Source organism: Pseudomonas sp. MOIL14HWK12:I1 (genome assembly GCF_000510705.1).
Classification (GTDB): domain Bacteria; phylum Pseudomonadota; class Gammaproteobacteria; order Pseudomonadales; family Pseudomonadaceae; genus Chryseomonas; species Chryseomonas oryzihabitans.
Window position 1 is genome coordinate 428851 of sequence record NZ_AZNY01000006.1, and the last position, 16848, is coordinate 445698.

At 68.2% G+C, this 16848-nt stretch carries 13 protein-coding genes; 6 read left to right on the forward strand and 7 right to left on the reverse strand.

What is annotated here, in order from left to right:
• Positions 1-74: 74 nt before the first annotated feature.
• Both PSEK12I1_RS0106015 and PSEK12I1_RS0106020 read left to right on the forward strand, forming a co-directional pair.
• Positions 75-677, forward strand: coding sequence for a nucleotidyltransferase domain-containing protein (locus PSEK12I1_RS0106015; RefSeq protein ID WP_027600012.1), 603 nt, complete (start codon positions 75-77; stop codon positions 675-677).
• On the forward strand, positions 664-1116 hold the full coding sequence (locus PSEK12I1_RS0106020) for a hypothetical protein (protein WP_027600977.1): 453 nt from the start codon (positions 664-666) through the stop codon (positions 1114-1116). The genes PSEK12I1_RS0106015 and PSEK12I1_RS0106020 overlap by 14 nt, the downstream gene beginning before the upstream one ends.
• 30 nt (positions 1117-1146) lie before the next feature.
• Here PSEK12I1_RS0106020 and PSEK12I1_RS0106025 read toward each other — a convergent pair whose 3' ends face one another.
• Both PSEK12I1_RS0106025 and PSEK12I1_RS0106030 read right to left on the reverse strand, forming a co-directional pair.
• A complete protein-coding gene (locus PSEK12I1_RS0106025; RefSeq protein WP_027600978.1) occupies positions 1147-3579 on the reverse strand; it encodes a glucan 1,4-alpha-glucosidase in 2433 nt (810 codons plus the stop codon).
• A 101-nt stretch (positions 3580-3680) separates the two neighbouring features.
• On the reverse strand, positions 3681-5912 hold the full coding sequence (locus PSEK12I1_RS0106030) for an FUSC family protein (RefSeq protein ID WP_027600979.1): 2232 nt from the start codon (positions 5910-5912) through the stop codon (positions 3681-3683).
• A 164-nt stretch (positions 5913-6076) separates the two neighbouring features.
• On the opposite strand from PSEK12I1_RS0106030, the gene PSEK12I1_RS0106035 reads away from it, so the two are divergent.
• Positions 6077-7009 (forward strand): LysR family transcriptional regulator, encoded by a 933-nt coding sequence (locus tag PSEK12I1_RS0106035; RefSeq protein WP_027600009.1) that lies wholly within the window; start codon positions 6077-6079, stop codon positions 7007-7009.
• 139 nt (positions 7010-7148) lie between these two features.
• Here PSEK12I1_RS0106035 and PSEK12I1_RS0106040 read toward each other — a convergent pair whose 3' ends face one another.
• From PSEK12I1_RS0106040 to PSEK12I1_RS0106060, 5 genes are all read right to left on the reverse strand, one after another.
• Positions 7149-7682: a cytochrome b gene (locus PSEK12I1_RS0106040; protein WP_027600980.1), complete on the reverse strand. Its 534-nt coding sequence runs from the start codon at positions 7680-7682 to the stop codon at positions 7149-7151.
• A gap of 78 nt (positions 7683-7760) precedes the next feature.
• Positions 7761-9029: an arsenic transporter gene (locus PSEK12I1_RS0106045; RefSeq protein WP_027600981.1), complete on the reverse strand. Its 1269-nt coding sequence runs from the start codon at positions 9027-9029 to the stop codon at positions 7761-7763.
• Positions 9030-9077: 48 nt separating this feature from the next.
• A complete protein-coding gene (locus PSEK12I1_RS0106050) occupies positions 9078-10181 on the reverse strand; it encodes a metallophosphoesterase (RefSeq protein ID WP_027600982.1) in 1104 nt (367 codons plus the stop codon).
• Between the two features lies 1 nt (position 10182).
• Positions 10183-11487 carry an MFS transporter gene (locus PSEK12I1_RS0106055; protein ID WP_027600983.1) on the reverse strand — a complete coding sequence of 435 codons (1305 nt, stop codon included), beginning with the start codon at positions 11485-11487 and terminating at the stop codon, positions 10183-10185.
• Positions 11488-11738: 251 nt separating this feature from the next.
• On the reverse strand, positions 11739-12692 hold the full coding sequence (locus tag PSEK12I1_RS0106060; RefSeq protein WP_027600984.1) for a bestrophin family protein: 954 nt from the start codon (positions 12690-12692) through the stop codon (positions 11739-11741).
• Between the two features lie 430 nt (positions 12693-13122).
• On the opposite strand from PSEK12I1_RS0106060, the gene PSEK12I1_RS0106065 reads away from it, so the two are divergent.
• From PSEK12I1_RS0106065 to PSEK12I1_RS0106075, 3 genes are read left to right on the forward strand one after another with little or no spacing between them, the layout of a single operon-like run.
• Positions 13123-15978, forward strand: a complete 2856-nt coding sequence (locus tag PSEK12I1_RS0106065; RefSeq protein ID WP_027600985.1) for a DUF748 domain-containing protein — start codon at positions 13123-13125, stop codon at positions 15976-15978.
• Between the two features lie 17 nt (positions 15979-15995).
• On the forward strand, positions 15996-16280 hold the full coding sequence (locus PSEK12I1_RS0106070) for a DUF2845 domain-containing protein (RefSeq protein ID WP_007161012.1): 285 nt from the start codon (positions 15996-15998) through the stop codon (positions 16278-16280).
• Positions 16277-16576, forward strand: a complete 300-nt coding sequence (locus tag PSEK12I1_RS0106075) for a DUF2845 domain-containing protein (RefSeq protein ID WP_027600986.1) — start codon at positions 16277-16279, stop codon at positions 16574-16576. Before PSEK12I1_RS0106070 ends, PSEK12I1_RS0106075 begins: the two co-directional genes overlap by 4 nt.
• The last annotated feature ends 272 nt before the right edge of the window (positions 16577-16848 follow it).

The following is a 16848-nucleotide window of genomic DNA, read 5'->3' on the forward strand; positions in this document are numbered from 1 at the left end:
AGGCATGGTAGTGCTGGATGATTGCTGCCTTTTAAGCTTCAATTGCAGCCTAAAAGGCAGCAATAAGGTTTTCGATGTCACTCGCGTCCGTCCTTTTTCCCGACTATCGCCGCAAGGTCTTGGCGCTGCTGCTGCTCCATCCGGATAGTAGCTATCACCAGCGTGAAATCGCGCGATTGACCGAGACCCAGTCCGGTACCCTCAGCCGCGAACTCGTCAAGTTAGTCTCGGCGGGTCTGGCCGTGAAAACGCGCGTGGGTAATCAGCAGCACTACCGTGCCAATCCGGACTGCCCGATCTTCGAAGAGCTGGCGAGCATTCTGCGCAAGACCAGTGGCCTTACCGACATCCTGGCCGAGGCATTGGGCCTTGTTGCAGACCGGATAGAAGCAGCTTTCGTCTTCGGCTCGATGGCCAGCGGCAAGGCGAACAGTGGAAGCGATATAGACCTCATGATCCTGGGCACCGTGACCTTCGGTGAAGTAGTGGCGGCCCTTTACCCCTGCCAGGAAAGGCTTGGCCGCGAGATCAATCCCAAGGTATACCGGCAAGAGGAATGGCAGAAGCTGTTGGCGGAAGGGGGAGCCTTCGTCACGGATCTGCTAGAAAAGCCCAAGCTGTTCGTCATAGGCGACGCTGGCGAACTGTCACAAGGATGGACAGATGACCCTGGATAATTTGATTGGCAAAAGTCTCGAAGCGATTACGCCGGATTCGGCAGGTATCCGGCGCCTGCTGGAGGCAGCGCAGCGTAGCCTGACGGACGCCCGCCTGCCGACGCTGAGCAGTGAAAGCCGCTTCGATCTGGCCTACAAGGCGATCATGCAGGGCGCCAATGCAGCGCTTCAGGCCAATGGCTATCGCACCCTGACCAGTCGCCCTGGCCATCATCAGACCATGATCCAGTCCTTGCCCCGGACCATAGGTCTCGCTACGCCAACGATGCTGGTACTGGACACCCTGCGGAAGCAACGCAATGTCATCGACTACTCGGGCGACTTGGTCAGCGACTCGATGGCCGAAGAGGCATTACGGCAGGCTGAAACCCTGCTCCAGCAGATCGTACTATGGCTGGAGCAACAACGACCCGACCTGCTGCCGGGTCGCGAGCCCTGACGGCGCTCGCGACCCGGCAGCATTCCTTACTCAGGGCGCCAGTGCCCGCGCCACCACCGGGTAGTGATCCCACACCTGGCCGTCCGCCATGGAGCGCAGCAGCTTGACGTATTCGGCGTGGGACCAGGCCAGCGGCGTCGCCGAATCGGTGCCCTGCCCCTTGGTGTAGCCGTGGCGCCGGTTGTCGCCCACGCCGTCCCAGACCTGCTCGGGCAGCATCAGGCCGGCGTTGGCGAACAGCTCCAGGCCGCGGACGTAGGTGTCGCGCAGCTTGCCGAGCGCCGCCGCATCCGGCTTGCCCTGCAGGACCAGGCGCGCCAGCTCGTAGTGCCCGCGCTCACCGGTGAAGATCGGCCAGACCCGGCCGCGCAGTCCGGAGTTGGGCACCGGCTGCTCGGTGGCCGGGAAGTTGATGCCGGAGCTTTCGCTCTCGCCATAGCCGTCGTTGCCGTAGCGGCGCCAGCCGGGGAAGGTGCCCTGCACTCCCGGGTACTGGAAGCTGTACTTGACCCGCAGATCCTCCGGCAGGCCCTCGTCGTCCAGCACCGCCAGGCTCTTCTGCACCAGGGGATCACCGGCCGGACGCACGCCGTAGCGCACCAGTTCGAGGAAACCGGCGTCCAGCACCTGGTCTTCCGGCAGGCCCGGGCGGCTGTTGTTGTCCACCAGCTTGCCCTTGTCGTTGGGATCCTCGTTCTGGGTGATGCGCAGGTAATAGTTGCCGGCGCCCAGGCTGCCCTGGGTGGTGGCCATGGTCTTTTCCACCTGGCTCGAATAGCGCCGCGCGGTGTCGCGGTAGCGGCTGGCATTGGCCTCGTCGCCGGCGTGGCGTGCCAGTTCGCTCGCCGTGGCGAGACCGGCGATCACTGCCGCGGTGGTGGACGGTGAATAGCCCCACTGCTCTTCCCAGCGCTCCTGCTGGGTCTGCGGCGGCTTGACCTGCCAGGTGTTCCAGCCCAGGTTGACCTGGCTGTCGCGGGCGAGGAAATCCGCCGCGGGCCGGAGCATGTCGCGATACCAGCGATCGATCTCGGCATCGCCCAGCAGGCCACCCTGCCAGAGGCGATAGCCGAGCATGATCGGCATGGCGGTCTGGTCCAGTTGCACGCCCACCCATTCGATGGTGCCGTCGACATGGGTCTTCTGTAGGAACCAGCCGGTGGCGCCCGGCGCGCGGACCTCGTCGCCCTGCTTCTGCTGGTGGATGAAGGCGGAGCTGTCGGCCGGCTTGCGCGCGGTGTTGGCGTCCACCTGCACCTGCTTGAGGTAGCTGAAGGCGACCTTGGGCGTCTGCCGGTCGCCCAGCGCCAGCAGCGCCATGGCGCACTGGTAGAAGTCGCGCGGCCAGACCGCCTTGTAGCCGGTGGTGCCCTTGGCCGCCGGCACCGTCTCGCCCCAGGGGTTGGACAGCGAGGCGATCAGGGCGCCAGCGTGGGTCTTATCTTCCTGGGCCTTGAGCACCAGGGCGCTGGCGTTGACCAGCTTGCCGCCGTCGCCGGCCTGGGCCTGCAGGCGCGGCAGCTGATCGAGGCTGGCGAGGTAGTCCTGCCAGCCGATGGCGTCGCCCTCGCCGTTATAGTGGGCCAGCACCTTCTGATAGCCGCGGGCCAGGGTGGCATCGGCCGCCGCCTCGGCCTGGCGCGGATTGGCGCCAAAGCCCACCACCACGTCCAGGGTGGTCTCGGCGCCCTTGAGCGGCAGCTTGGCCAGCATGGCGACATTGCCGGCCTGGTCGCCGGTGCTGCTGTAGAGTTGGGTCAGCTTGCCGTTGCGGCGCAGGTCGTCGAGGCCGTCGGAGCTGCCGACGAAACCCACGGTGGGTGTCTGCAGCGGCTGGCTGGCCTTCACCACCAAGGCGTGCTGGCCTTCGCTGGCGTAGAGCACCGCGCCTTTCACCGCCGCGCGATCATGGCTGCCGCTGTTGGCCAGCGCCGGATCGACATAGAGATAGGGCTGGATGCGCGGGTCCTGGCTGCGAAAGATGACGCGCATGACCAGGGTGTCCTGGTCCGGGTCGGTGAAGACGTGCTTCTCGATCTCGTAGCGGCCCTGGCGGTCGCGATTGACGATCCGGTAGGCCAGCGAGGTGGGCCGGCCGGCGGCGTCGGTGGCCAGGTATTCGATACGGCTGTCGGTGTCGTCGCGTTCCAGGTGGGTGAAGTCCGGGCCGCGGATCACCAGTTGCATCTCGCGCAGCTGCGCCTCGTGGATGAGGCCCTGCATGGTCTCGGTGACCACGCCCTGGGCCAGGGAGAACCAGACCCGCGAGACGCGGCCGGTACTGGCCTGGTCGCTGTAGGCGCCATCGCGATAGGCCTCGTAGCTGGTGCCGATGCCGGTCTTGCCGGAATAGGACCAGAAGGGTGCGGCGCCGGGGGCGCCCGGGGCTTCCAGGGCAGACGCCAGGGGCGTCAGGAGAAAACTGGCGGAACAGAACAGCGGACGGACGAAGCGGACGGGCATGGGCAGGCGGGCCTTGTTCTGGTTGTGCCGAAAGTCGCATGGCAGAGGGCCTGCTGGCCCTCCCCGTCCGTAAGCCTAGTCGGATTTTGGCCGGCTGCTGGCTAGCCTTCGTCGCGCGCCGGTGGCCGGGCCTGCGGCAGATGCCCGGCCAGAGGCGAATCCGGCGCCAGCAGCGAGGTGCGGATGACGTGCAGGTAGCTGGCGATGCGCCGCAGCGGCGACCGGTCGAAGTCGCCCGGCGTGGGCTCCAGGTGGCGCTGGGCCTGGTGCGCCAGCAGGATGGCCTGGTCCACGGCGCCCAGGGCGCGGGCCAGGTTGGCGGCATCGGGCTGGCGAGCCAGCCGCACCAGTGCCCGACCCAGGGCGCGGATCGCCAGGCGCCAGGCGCGCTGTTCGCGATACCAGGGCAAGGGCGGCAGCGCGGCCTGTTCCAGGCGCAACTCGATGATGGCGTGGCCCAGTTCCAGACTGAGAAAGGTCCAGCGCAGCAGCTGCCGCTGCACCAGCGACTGGCCCACGGTGAGCACCTGCACCTGGTTGAGCAGATCGCGCAGGCCGGAATCGAAGCGGCCACTCAGACCGGCCAGGGGCGCGCCTATGGCGTGGACCAGGCGCTCGCGCAGGGCAGCCTCCAGCCGCCGCCAGACCCAGGGCTGGCTGGGCGGCAGCAGCACGCTGACGGCCACCACCGCCACGCCGCAGGCCACGAGGTAAGCCAGGTAGGTGTTGCAGAAGAGATCGGCGTCGTAGCGCGGCAGATTGCCCGGCAGGGCCGCCGAGCAGAACCAGACCATCAACCCGGTGCCATAGCCGGCCAGGCGTGGCCGGGTGATCAGCCAGGCGCCGGCGGTGAATACCGGCGCCAGCACCAGCAGCAATAGCGCGAATCCGTCGATCCAGGGCAGCACCTGGAATTGCAGCAGCCCGCCGGCCAGGGCCCCGACCAGGGTGCCACCGGCCAGTTGCAGGCAATAGCGGCGCGGATCGGCCGAGGTGGAGGCCAGCGCCGAGATCAGCGCCGCCGCCAGGGTGCAGGCCGCGCCGCTCGGCCAGGCGGTCTCGATCCAGAACAGCCCTACGCCCAGCACCACCAGGGCGCTGCGCACCCCGGCCATCCAGGCCACCGCGCGACTGGCGAGCGGCGTGAAGGTCTCGCGCGTCTTGGGCGCGGTGCTGGTCGGCAGGTCCAGCTCCAGCTGGGTATTCAGCAGCAGATGCAGATCCTCGGCGAAGCGATAGAGCAATTCGGCGGCGGTGTCGTAGTCGAGCCGGTCGACCTCGGCCGCAGGCGCCGTGCGAGCCAGTTGCTGACGACCGGCGCGGATCGCCGCCATCAAGGTTTCGCGCTCCGCGGCCAGGCGCTCGTTGAGCCGGCGCAGATCACGCTCTTCCGGTAGTCGGCCCAGGCTCGGTGCCAGGGCGGCGGCGATCAGTTCCAGGGCGGGCGCCAGGGCCTGACGCACCGCCGGCGGCCGCTCGGTCAGGCGCGCCAGCAACTGGTAAAGGGCATGAAAGCGGGTGTTGAGCAGCATGAGCCGATTGCCCAGGGCCGCCAGGCGCCCGCTGCGCCGCCGCAGATAGGGCTCTTCGAAGACGCTGGCGCTGCGCAGGCTTTCGAACCCCACGGAATCGGCGGCGAAGCGGGCGCTGAGCGCAGCGAAGCGGTCGGCGTCGAGGTGGCCGAGCAGGCCGTCATGGGCCATGGTGAGAAAGTCGCGCAGGCGCTGCGCCAGGGTGCGGCGCAGCACGCCGCGGGTGGTCTGCGGCAGGATCGCCACGCTCACCACCCCGGCGCAGCAGATGCCCAGGGCGATCTCCAGCAGCCGCCAGATCGCCTGCAAGAAGGCGCCCTGGGGCTGGGCCACCGCCGGCAGCCCGACCAAGCAGGCGGTATAGCCGGCCAGCAGGAAGGCATAGCTGCGAAAGTCGCGATAGCGCGCCGCCCCGCGGGTGCAATAGCCGATCCACAGCACCAGGGCGCCGAGCAGCAGCACCCGCTCCTGGGCGAACAGGGCGATGGCGGCCACGGTAAAGCTCAGGCCGGCCAGGCTGCCGAGGATGCGATAGAAACTCTTGGCCAGCACCTGGCCGCTCTGCGGCTGCAGGACGATGAAGACGGTGACCAGCACGGTGCTCGGTTGCGGCAGTTCCAGGCGATAGGCCAGCCACAGGGCCAGGGCCGCGGCCAGCAGTGCCTTGGCGATGAAGGCCCAGGTCTGGCCATCGGTACGCGCCCACTCGCGGCCGGCGCGGCGCCAGGCATTCAGGCTGGGCCAGCGTTGGCGCGGAATGGAGCGGGCGGGCCGCAGGGGCAACGGCGAAGCGAGGGGCATGCTGGGCAACGACGGGATCGACGGGAGGGGGCGAGACGCGGCGCCTCGGCGGCCATTCTAGGAAGCCGGGTCCGTCCGGATTAAGCCGGGTGCGACAGCAAAGAGCGTTAACCAACGGGCGGGTAATGGCCCACAATGGCCCTTTCCACCGCCCTGCCCCGCCCATGGATCATCTCTTCAATCTGCGCGCCTTCGCCTGCGTGGCCCAGACCGGCAGCTTCACCGCCGCCGCGCGCCAGCTGGAACTCACCACCGCCTATGTCTCCCGGGCGGTCAGCCAGCTGGAGCAGCACCTGCAGACCCGGCTGCTGCACCGCACCACCCGCCAGTTGCGCCTGACCGAGGCCGGCGAACGCTACCTGGTGCGCTGCCAGCGCATCCTCGCCGACCTCGACGAAGCAGACGCCGAGGCTCGTCATGCCCTGGCCGTGCCGCGCGGCCGGCTGCGCATCCACACCATGACCGGCCTCGGCCAGCACTACCTGATCCAGAGTCTGGCCAGCTATGGCGAACGCTATCCCGAGGTCGACCTGGATCTGCAACTGACCAACACCTTCACCGACATCCTCAAGGAAGGCTACGACCTGTCGCTGATCCTCGCCGACGGCCTGCCGGACTCGGCCTTCCATTCGGCGCGCCTGGGCAGCACCCACAGCGTGCTCTGCGCGGCGCCTGCCTACCTGGAACGCCAGGGCCGACCGACCACCCCGGCGGAGCTGACCGGGCACCGCTGCTTGCGGCTGGTCAATCGCGCCATGGCGCCGGATCGCTGGTTGCTGGAAGGGCCCGAGGGCCTGGCCGAGGTGGCGGTGGATCGACCGCCCTTCCAGGTCAACACCGCCGACGCCCTGGCCGAGGCCGTGGCCAGCGGCCTGGGTATCGGTGCCCTGCCGCTGTACGCCGCGGTCGAGGGTCTGACCAGTGGCCGCCTGCAACGGGTGCTGCCCGGGCACCGGCTCTATGCCCTGGACATCCATGCGCTCTATCCCTCGCGGCGCTTTCTCGACGCCAAGATCCGCACCCTGGTGGACCACCTGCGCGAGACCCTGCCAGCCCTGCTGGAGCGTGACCGGCAGCGGGTGGAAGGCAGCGCCTAGGTTCTGTACGAAAAGTCGCCGAACGAAGGTCAGGCGAGGCGAAAAACGCTGAGGAAGCGGAATTTACGTGTGGTAAATGAGCATTCCGAAGCGGTTTTCAACGACGCATCACCGAGTGCAGGCAGTTTTCGTACAGAACCTAGAGGCGTTGCTCGGGCAGCATCCGTTCCAACGTCCCATCTCGGCGGATCGCCACGTGCCAGACCACCGCCGCCACGTGCAGCAGCACCAGGCTATAGACGGCGAACTGACCGGCCACATGAATGCGATTGGCGAGGATGCCGAGGGCTTCATGCCGGGGAAAACCCGGCAGGGAAAACAACCCGAACACCGGCACCGGCTGGCCCTGGCCGGCCATCAGGTAGCCGGTCACCGGCATCAGCAGCAGCACGGCATAGAGCAGGCCGTGATTGAGACCGGCGAGCAGCCGCAGCAGGCGCCCGTCGCGGGGATTGGTCGGCGGCGCCGGATGCCGCCAGCGCCAGGTCAGGCGGATCAGCACCAGCAGGAACACCGAGATCCCGGTGGATTCGTGCAGCAGGTACCAGAGCGTACGCACCGGACCGGGCGGAAAGTTTTCCGCCACCCAGACGAAGGGTAAGAGCAGGCACAGCAGGGCGACGGTCAGCCAGTGCAGCGCCTGGGCGAAGCCGGTATAGCGGGCGATGGCCATGGGCGATGCTCCGTAGCGGACGAACCCCGATAGTGCCCCAGGCGCAGCGGCAGCGCCGCTACGCCTGGAGACCGTCCGTCAGAGATGGATCAGCGCAGCCAGCGCCAGTAGCAACGCCGGGATCATCACCACGGCGCCCAGCTTGAGGAATTGCCAGAAGCTCACCGACAGCCCTTCGCGGCGCAGCGCGGCCAGCCATAGCAGGGTCGCCAGGGAACCGGTGATGGACAGGTTGGGGCCGAGGTCGATGCCGATCAGCACGGCGCCGGCGATCTTTTCCGAGACATGGGCGGCCTGCACCGCCGCCCCGGCCAGCAGCCCGGCCGGCAGGTTGTTGACCAGGTTGCTGCCAAAGGCCACCAGCAGCCCGGCGCCCCAGGCGGCGCGCTCCGGGGTCGCCTGGGCGGCGGCCTGCAGCTGATTGGCCAGCGCCTGCAGCACCCCGGTGGTCTCCAGGGCCTCCACCAGCACGAACAGTCCGGCCACCAGCGGCAGCACGCCCCAGGAGATGTGCTTGAGCAATTCCAGGCCGCCGCCGCGCTTGCAGGCCACCACCACCAGGAAGGTGGCGAAGCCGGCCAGGAAGGTCGGCAGACCCAGCTCCAGATCCAGCGCCGAGGCGCCGAGCAGCACCAGGATGGTCAGGATCAGGCCGCAGCCGGCGATGCGTCCGGTGGTGGGCAGCGCATCCACCGTGCCCCCTTCGGACAGCCGCTCGGCGCGCAGGACCTTGGCCTGGGTCGCCCAGAGGGTGAGGAAGGTCGCGGCGATGGCCAGGATCGACGGCACCGTGAACAGCGCCAGCCAGCGGCTCAGCTCGGGCATGTGCTCGGCGAAGACCACCAGGTTGGCCGGGTTGGAGATCGGCAACACGAAACTCGCCGCGTTGGCGATGAAGGCGCAGGAAAACAGATAGGGCAGCGGATTCTTCACCTTCGCCGCGCGGGTGGCGTAGTAGACCGCCGGGGTCAGCACCACGGCGCAGGCGTCGTTGGAAAGAAACACCGTGACCAGGATACCGACGCCATAGACCAGCGCGAACAGCCGCAGCGCCGAGCCCTTCGCCGCGCGCACCGCGTGGCCGGCGACCCAGTCGAACAGCCCTTCCTTGCGGGCGATCTCGGCCAGCAGCATCATGCCGATAAGGAACAGATAGACGTCGGTGCCCTTGGCGATGCCGTGCCAGACGCCGTCCAGCGGCAACAGGCCGAACAGCGCCAGCAGCACGGCACCGGCCACGGCGAACAGCGCCTCCGGCAGACCGAAGGGCCGCGAGACCACCCCGAGGGTGGCCAGGGCGGCGATGACCCACGTCAGGACGTGGGGAGTGGTGACGATGGACCCCATGAAAGCGCTGTTCCTTCTAGTCGAGTCGCGAGGTCGGCGCTGCCGACCTCACCATTTGCGGCCATTGCGATTGGGTCCCAATTGGGTCCCCAGCACGCCCTTGGCCTGCCATTCACCCAGTTGGGTGCGATCCGAACCCCAGTCGGCCGGCGTCGCCAGCAGCCGGTGACCGCCGTCCAGGTCGAGCCGGTCGATATCTTCGCCGCCGCGAGAGTCCCTGACCCGCACCTGCAACCGCCGCGTCCCTTCCGGCACTGACCGATCGCCCTGGTAGCGACCCTTGCCCAACGGCTGCAGCGGCCACCAGGGGCCGTCGTCGCACTGCCATTCGCAGGCGGAGAGGTCGGCGTCGCCCAGCACCAGCACTCGGCACTCGTGCCCCTCGGCCACGCCAGCGCCGTTCAGGCGGGGATCGCCGGGCGCGGTGATCTGCACCCAGGGCCAGCCGTCGGGCAATTCGCGAAAGCGCCAGCTCACCGCCGGACCGTCCAGGGTGACCAGCGCGAATCCTACACCGCCTTCCTCGATCTGGCCGGTGGATCTGCAGGCGGCATAGAGCACGCCGCCGTCGTGGGCCAGTTCGTTGTAGTGGGTATGGCCGATCTCCACCAGGCGCACCGGGCCCTCGTGCAGCAGCCGCGCCACCCGCTCGGCTTCGCCGGGCCCCTGCAGGTCCGCCGGATAGCTGTGCATGAAGACCACGCAACGCTGCTCCAGCCGGGTCGCCTCGTGCAACTCCTGCTCCAGCCACTGCAGCTGCTCGCTACCAAGGCGGAAATCCGGGCCGCCGGTGCCCGGTCCGCACATGTCGAGGAACAGGCAACGCACGCCGCCCACCTCCCTGGAATAAGGCAGTTGCGGCACCTGCAACTCGGCATAGAAGGGGCCGAGATCGCCGCCCTCCATGTCGTGGTCGCCGGTGATCACCGTTACCGGCAGCGGAAAGTCGTCCAGCAGCCGCTTGAGCAGCCGATACTGCTCCGCGGTGCCGTTGTCGGCGTTGTCCCCGGGCAGATAGACGAAATCCAGTTCGGTGCACCCGCGCAGGCGCTGCAGGAGGGTCTGCAGGTCCCGGGCGTTGTCGGCCTCGGCGGTGGTCAGGTGCAGGTCGCCGATATGGGCGAAGGCGAGAAAATCATCCTGGCGTGCCATCTCAGCCTCCCACCACAGTACCGGTGGAACGCGCCGCCTCTCCGGCGACGTGCTCGTCGCGGGTCTCCGGCATCAGCAGCAGATAAAGCACGAAGCCCACCGCGGCGATGGCGGCCAGGGTGGTGAAGGCCGCCGCATAGCCGAAGCGGACGATGATGATCCCGGCGATGGTGGCGCTGATGGCCGCACCCAGCCCCTGGGCGGTGGCGATGGCGCCCTGGCTGACGTTGAAGCGTCCGCTGCCGCGGGTCAGGTCGGCGACGATCACCGGCATCAGGGCGCCATAGATCCCGGCGCCGATGCCATCGAGCAGCTGCACCGCCACCAGGTAGTAGGGGCTGTCAGAAAAAGTGTAGAGCACACCGCGGATCGCCAGCACGGCGAAGGCGAAGAGAAAGATCGGCTTGCGCCCGAAGGCATCGGCCTTGCGCCCCACCAGGATGGCCACCGGCACCATCACGCACTGGGCGGCGACGATGCAGACGGCCACCAGCGAGGTGGCGCTGTCCTTGCCGACGATATGGGTCAGCTGCTGGCCGACCGAGGTCAGCATGGCGGCATTGGCCAGGTGGAAGATGGCGGCCAGCAGCGCCAGCAGTTGCAGCTTGCGATTGGCCAGCAGCGCCTGCCAGGCCGACACCGGCTTGGCATCGCGGGCGCCGTTTTCCTCGCCCAGTCCCTGGGCCAGGTCATCGTCGATCTCGTCCTGGGGTACGCGGACGATGGCGACGATGGAGGCCGCCGCCAGCAACGCCATCAGCCAGAACACCACGGTGGGACCGAAGAAATAGGCCAGGCCACCGGCCAGGGCCGCCGAGACGGCGTTACCGGCGTGGTTGAAGCCCTCGTTGCGGCCGATGTGCTTGGTGAAGGCCTTGGGTCCGACGATGCCCAGGGTGATGGCCGCCAGCGCCGGGGCGAAGATGGCCGCCGCGGCGTGGGCCAGCGACTGGGTGGCCGCCACCACGTAGAAATTGGAGACGAAAGGCAGCAGCACGCTGCAGAGGGTCACCACCAGGGCGGCGACGCCGACCATGAGGCGCTTGTGGCGGGTGCGGTCGATCAGGGCGCCGGCGGGGGTCTGGGCGATCAGCCCGGCGATGCCGGCCAGGGTCATGATGAAACCGGCGGTGGCCTCGTTCCAACCCTCCCCCGGACCGCGCACGGCGATCAGGTAGATGGCGAGATAGGGGCCCAGGCCGTCGCGGACGTCGGCCAGGGTGAAGTTCAGGGCATCCAGGGCATGGCGCGCGCGGCGCGAGGGTTCGGCGCTGGCCCCGGCGGTCGGGAGACGGGTTTCGGACATGAGCGGGCATCCGTAGCGAGATATAGGTCGCGGGACGCAGGTCCCACGGCACCTCTCGCCCCGGCCCGCCAGCGACCCACGGCAAGCGCCGCTGGGCCCCAGCCAACCACCGCTGCCAGGGGAGATTGCAAAATGTGACCGGAACGAAGCGGCGCTAGTGCCGTGCCCTCACGAAAGAAATGCCTCTGGCGCGGGACTTTCCGCACGTTTTCCTTCCCACCTGCCCCGCTCTCCCCGGCTGACGCCGCCGGTCAGGCCACCCGTCGGCTCGGTGCGGCGTCGGCCTCGGGCTGGGCCAGGGCCACCGCACTGCCCTCTTCGCTGCGCGGCCGCAGCATCGACAGCAGGTTGGCCTCGATGGTGGCGCACAGCTTGTCCATGGTGATCTGGTGCTGGCTGTCGGCGAAGGGCGCCTGCAGATCGCTGCCGATGCGCTCCAGGGCCAGCAGCATGAAGCCGACCACGGTGGACACCAGCGGAGTGAACCAGCCGAGGGTGGAGACCAGGCCCAGCGGCATGGCGATGCAGAACAGGAAGCTGAACAGCTGCGGAAAGCAGACGTAGGGATAGGGCAAGGGGGTGTTGGCGATACGCTCCATGCCGCCCTGCCAGTTGGACATGTCCACCAGGGTCTCTTCCAGCCGCGCCAGGCGGATGCTGTCCAGCCGGCCCTGGCGGTATTCGCTGGCGATCAGCTCGGCGGTGCCGGCGAGGATGTCGTTGGCGAAGTTGAGGCTGCCTTCGGCCAGCACCAGTTCATGACGGGCCAGATAGGGCGCGGCCGCCTGGGCCGGATCCTGGCGCTTGAGCTGGGCGCGCAGGGCATGCAGATAGCCCATGTGCCGACGCAGGAGCACCGCCTTGACCCGGTTCTGCGCCTTGCCCTGGTCGTCGATCAGGGTCAGCACCTGGCGGCCGAAGCTGCGCGAGCTGTTGACCATGGCGCCCCACAGGGTACGGGCCTCCCACCAGCGGGCATAGGCGCTGCTGTTGCGAAAGCTGATCAGCACCACCAGCGCCGAGCACAGCAGGGTCAGGGGCGTCAGCGGCAGGTCGAAGCGATCGTCGACGAACAGCATGGCGTCCACCGTCACCGCCACGTCCCACAGCAGCAGACCGAACAGCGACCAGCCGACATAGCTGAAGGTGGTGCGCAGAAACTGGATCTTCTTCTGGATGGAATGGAGCTGGATCGGACTGGACATCTGCTACTCCCGGCGACGCGGATTCTCGATTCGCGGTTGCCCTGGCCGTCCTGTCGTCACGCCGCGAGCCGTCGAGCCCGTCACCGCCTCCCCTCCCTGAGAATGCAACCTGTTCGCGAGACTAGTCGGCGGTCCTTAAGTCAAACTTAATCTGGAGCGACGGGCGGATCATGGCAAAGTGCCGTGTTAGAGCCTTCGGCAAAGGCCCCGACGCCTCTACCAGAAGCCTTCCCATCCACCTGACCACTGATCGGTCGTACGTCCGCTCCACTCGTCCGGGTTGGCGAAAATGTGAGCGATCCTGCAACCGCTCCTGTAGTCGTGTCCCTGATGGCTCGCATAGCCAGCAGCGCTTTTGGGACGGCCAGCGCCCTCGTCGCCGGGGGTGCCGTGCCATAATCCGGACACCTTCGCCGTCCCAGATGCCTGCATGTCCAGAATTGTGAAAGCGAGCCTCGTGCTGCTCGTGCTCTTGGCCCTCTACAGTCTGCTCGGATTCCTGGTCGGACCGCGCCTCGCCCTGCACTACCTCAACCAGACGCTGACCGAGCGCCTCACCCAGCCGGCCAGTCTGCAGGCGCTGAGGTTCAATCCCTTCACCCTGCAGCTGCACGCCGAAAAGCTGCTGATCGGCCCGACTGAGCATCCTGTAATCGCCGCCGAAGGCTTCTCGGCCGACCTGCAGTGGGACAGCCTCTGGCGGCGCACCCTGCACCTGACCGAGGTGCGCCTCGACCAGCCCCAGGTCGATCTGCGCATCGCCAAGGGCGGCCAGGTCAATCTGGCCCAGCTCTGGCGCAGCGAGCCCGCTACCCCCGTCACGCCGACGCCGGCCGCCACGGAGCCGGGTCAACCCTTCCCGGTGCACATCGAGCGCATCGCCCTGGTCGGTGGCCGGCTGCACTTCCTCGACGCCCAAGGCGCCCAGCCGGTGGAAGCCACCTTCACCCCCCTGGATGCCACCCTGCAGGAGTTCCGCACCCGCAGCGGCGACACCCCCGGCCAGCTGGCACTGACCGCCACCACCGCCCAGGGCGGCCAGCTCACCTGGAAGGGCAGCCTGGATCTCCTGCCGCTGCGCAGCGAAGGCGACCTGACCCTCAAGGGCGTCAGCCTCGCGCCCTGGTGGCCCTATGTGCGCAACCAGTTGCCCCTGGCGCTGGGCAAGGGCCGCCTGGAAGCCAGCGCCCACTACCGCCTGGACCTGAGCAAGACCCTGCAACTGCAGCTCAGCCAGGGCCGCCTGGCGCTGGACGACGTCGCCGTGCAGGCGGTGAACGCCGAACCCAAGGCCAGCTTCAAGCGCCTGGCCGCCGAGGGCATCGCCCTGGATCTGCAGCAGCGCGAGGTCAGCATCGCCCGCCTGCGCGGCAATGGCCTGGATGCCTGGGGCAATCGCGAGCAGGACGGCACGCTCGACTGGCAGAAGCTGTTCCCCGCCAGCGACGCCCCGAGCAGCGGCGGCCCGGGCTGGCGCGTGCGCCTCGACGACGCCCAGCTCAGCGACAACCAGCTGCACCTGGTGGACCGCGTGCCCCAGGAGCCGGCCAGTCTCTACTTCAGTGGCCTGGACCTGGCCGTGAAAGGCTTCGACAGCGCCGGCAGCAAGCCCTTCGACCTGGCGCTCAAGACCACCCTGGGTGATCGCGGGCGCATCACCGCCGATGGCCAGCTGGCGCTGACACCGCTGCAGGGCAGCTTCGACATCGGCATCGACGAACTCAACCTGCGCCAGGCCCAGCCCTATCTCAGCCCCTATGTGCGCCTGGAGATCCGCAGCGGCCAGCTGGCCAGCCGGCTCAAGGTGGCCCTGGCCCCGGGCGAACCCCTGGGTCTCACCGTCAGCGGCGCGGCGCAGGTCACCCAGGTGCATGTGCTCGACACCCTGCACCAGCAGGACTTCATGCGCTGGCAGCGGCTGGACGTGCAGGGCATCGCCTTCGAACTGGGCAAGCGGCTGGTGATCGACAGGATCGACCTGGAAAAGCCCTATGGCACCCTGGTGATCAACGAGGACCTCAGCAACAACTTCAGCGCCCTGCTGGTCCCCCAGCCGAAAACCGAGTCGAAGGACAGCTCGCCACCGCTGCAGATCCGCATCGGCGGGGTGAGCATCAGGGACGGCAGCGCCGACTTCGCCGACAACAGCTTGAAGCCCGGCTTCGCCACCAACATCCAGTCCCTGGAAGGCGGCATCGGCACCCTGGACACCGCCGCCTCCAAGCCGGCCGACATCCACCTCGCCGGCAAGGTCGATCGCTTCGCCCCAGTGGAGATCAAGGGCCGCCTCGATCCCCTCGATCCCCTGCAGCAGCTGGACGTGACCGCCTATTTCCGCCAGGTCGAACTCACCACCCTGTCGCCCTATACCGGCAAGTTCGCCGGCTACGCGGTGCGCAAGGGGCGCCTCGACCTGGATCTGCAATACCGCATCGACGACGGCAAACTGCAGGCGCAGAACCACGTGGTGCTCGACCAGCTGGAACTGGGCGAGCGGGTGGACAGCAAGGACGCCGTGGACCTGCCGGTGCGCCTGGCGGTGGCCCTGCTCAAGGACAGCCACGGTCGCATCGACCTGCGCCTGCCGGTGGCGGGCAATCTCGCCGACCCCAACTTCAGCGTCATGCCGGTGGTCTGGCAGACCCTGCGCAATGTGCTCAGCCGCGCCGTCCAGGCGCCCTTCCGCATGCTGGCGGGACTGGTCGGCGGGCACGAGGCGGATCTCAGCGCCATCGACTTCGCCCCCGGCAGCACCAGCCTCTCGGCCCAGGCCCGCGGCGAGCTGGACAAGCTGGCCGCGGCCCTGCGCCAGCGGCCGCAGCTGACGGTGGAGGTCAAGGGGCATGCCGGCGCCGCCAGCGACGGGCGCGCCCTGGCCGCCAACCAGCTGGAAAAGGACTTCCAGACCCAGTACTTCAACCTGCTGCAGCGCCGCGGCGACAAGGTCCCGGCCGATCCCAGCCAGTTGCAGGTGCCCGCCGACATGCGCGCGCCCCTGCTGGAAGGCCTGTACCGCCTGCGACTGCAGGCGCAACCGCCGCAGGAATGGGATAGTCTTGACGATGCCACCCGCACGGCGCGCCTGCGCCAGGCGGTGCTCGAAGCCTGGAGCGGCAACGACGGCCTCCTGCGCAGCCTGGCCCAGCAGCGCGCGGGCGCCATCAAGACCTACCTGGTGGACACGGCGAAACTGGACGCCCAGCGGGTCTACCTGCTGGACGTCAGCACTCAAGCCCAATCCGGCGAATCGCCCACGGCCGCGCAGTTGCAGCTCGGGGTGCTCTGACCGGTCAGGAGACCCTCATGCGTTGCCTGCTCGCCGCCTTCACCCTGCTGGTCGCCACCGGCGCCGCCGCCGATTCCATGAGGTGCGGCAACGCCCTGGTCAGCCGGGGTGATCGCGCCTTCGAAGTGCTGCAGAAATGCGGCGAACCCGCCCATCGCGACCTGGTGGGCTACGAACTGGGCCGCAACGAACGCCGCGAGGCGGTGATCGAAGAATGGGTGTACGGCCCGAAGAACGGCGCCAACTACATCCTCACCTTCGAAGCCAATCGCCTCTCTCGCATCGAGTTCCAGCGCCAATGAACCTGCGCCCCCTGCTGTTGCTGCTCCTGCTCGCCACCGGCACCAGTCAGGCCGCGTCGCTGCGCTGCGGCAGCGCCCTGGTCTCCACCGGCTCCACCACCCACGAGGTCCGCGGCAAGTGCGGCGATTCGCTGAGCGTCACGCCGCTGGGCGAACGCCAGGTCACCGATGGCTACGGCTATCGCCAGGTGGAATTCGTCGAGGAATGGGCCTACGGCCCCTGGAACGGCATGCTGTACTTCCTCACCTTCCGCGGCGGCCGTCTGGATCAGGTGGACAGCAAGAGAGCCAACTGAGGCTTGCCTTGTGAGATTCGCGTGGACGAGGCTGCGCCGTCATCCACCCTACAGCTCGTAGCGTGGAAAACCGCGTAGCGTTTTCCACTGTCTCGACCAGGCCAACTTCGCTGCAGTCCATGCACTGCATGTAACCGCCCCCTCTCCCCTTGGGAGAGGGCTGGGGTGAGGGAAGCATCGTAGGTTGGGTTGAGCGTAGCGAAGCCCGACACCACCCCAGGCCCAGCCCCGCCGTTGAGCCCCGAGCCACGGAAACCAGGCCGCGCCAACCC

Coding starts and splice junctions, on each gene's coding strand:
- PSEK12I1_RS0106015 (WP_027600012.1), top strand. CDS start 75: ATGTCACTCGCGTCCGTCCTTTTTCCCGACTATCGCCGCAAGGTCTTG.
- PSEK12I1_RS0106070 (WP_007161012.1), top strand. CDS start 15,996: ATGCGTTGCCTGCTCGCCGCCTTCACCCTGCTGGTCGCCACCGGCGCC.
- PSEK12I1_RS0106055 (WP_027600983.1), bottom strand. CDS start 11,487: ATGTCCGAAACCCGTCTCCCGACCGCCGGGGCCAGCGCCGAACCCTCG.
- PSEK12I1_RS0106050 (WP_027600982.1), bottom strand. CDS start 10,181: ATGGCACGCCAGGATGATTTTCTCGCCTTCGCCCATATCGGCGACCTG.
- PSEK12I1_RS0106035 (WP_027600009.1), top strand. CDS start 6,077: ATGGATCATCTCTTCAATCTGCGCGCCTTCGCCTGCGTGGCCCAGACC.
- PSEK12I1_RS0106065 (WP_027600985.1), top strand. CDS start 13,123: ATGTCCAGAATTGTGAAAGCGAGCCTCGTGCTGCTCGTGCTCTTGGCC.
- PSEK12I1_RS0106060 (WP_027600984.1), bottom strand. CDS start 12,692: ATGTCCAGTCCGATCCAGCTCCATTCCATCCAGAAGAAGATCCAGTTT.
- PSEK12I1_RS0106040 (WP_027600980.1), bottom strand. CDS start 7,682: ATGGCCATCGCCCGCTATACCGGCTTCGCCCAGGCGCTGCACTGGCTG.
- PSEK12I1_RS0106075 (WP_027600986.1), top strand. CDS start 16,277: ATGAACCTGCGCCCCCTGCTGTTGCTGCTCCTGCTCGCCACCGGCACC.
- PSEK12I1_RS0106025 (WP_027600978.1), bottom strand. CDS start 3,579: ATGCCCGTCCGCTTCGTCCGTCCGCTGTTCTGTTCCGCCAGTTTTCTC.
- PSEK12I1_RS0106030 (WP_027600979.1), bottom strand. CDS start 5,912: ATGCCCCTCGCTTCGCCGTTGCCCCTGCGGCCCGCCCGCTCCATTCCG.
- PSEK12I1_RS0106045 (WP_027600981.1), bottom strand. CDS start 9,029: ATGGGGTCCATCGTCACCACTCCCCACGTCCTGACGTGGGTCATCGCC.
- PSEK12I1_RS0106020 (WP_027600977.1), top strand. CDS start 664: ATGACCCTGGATAATTTGATTGGCAAAAGTCTCGAAGCGATTACGCCG.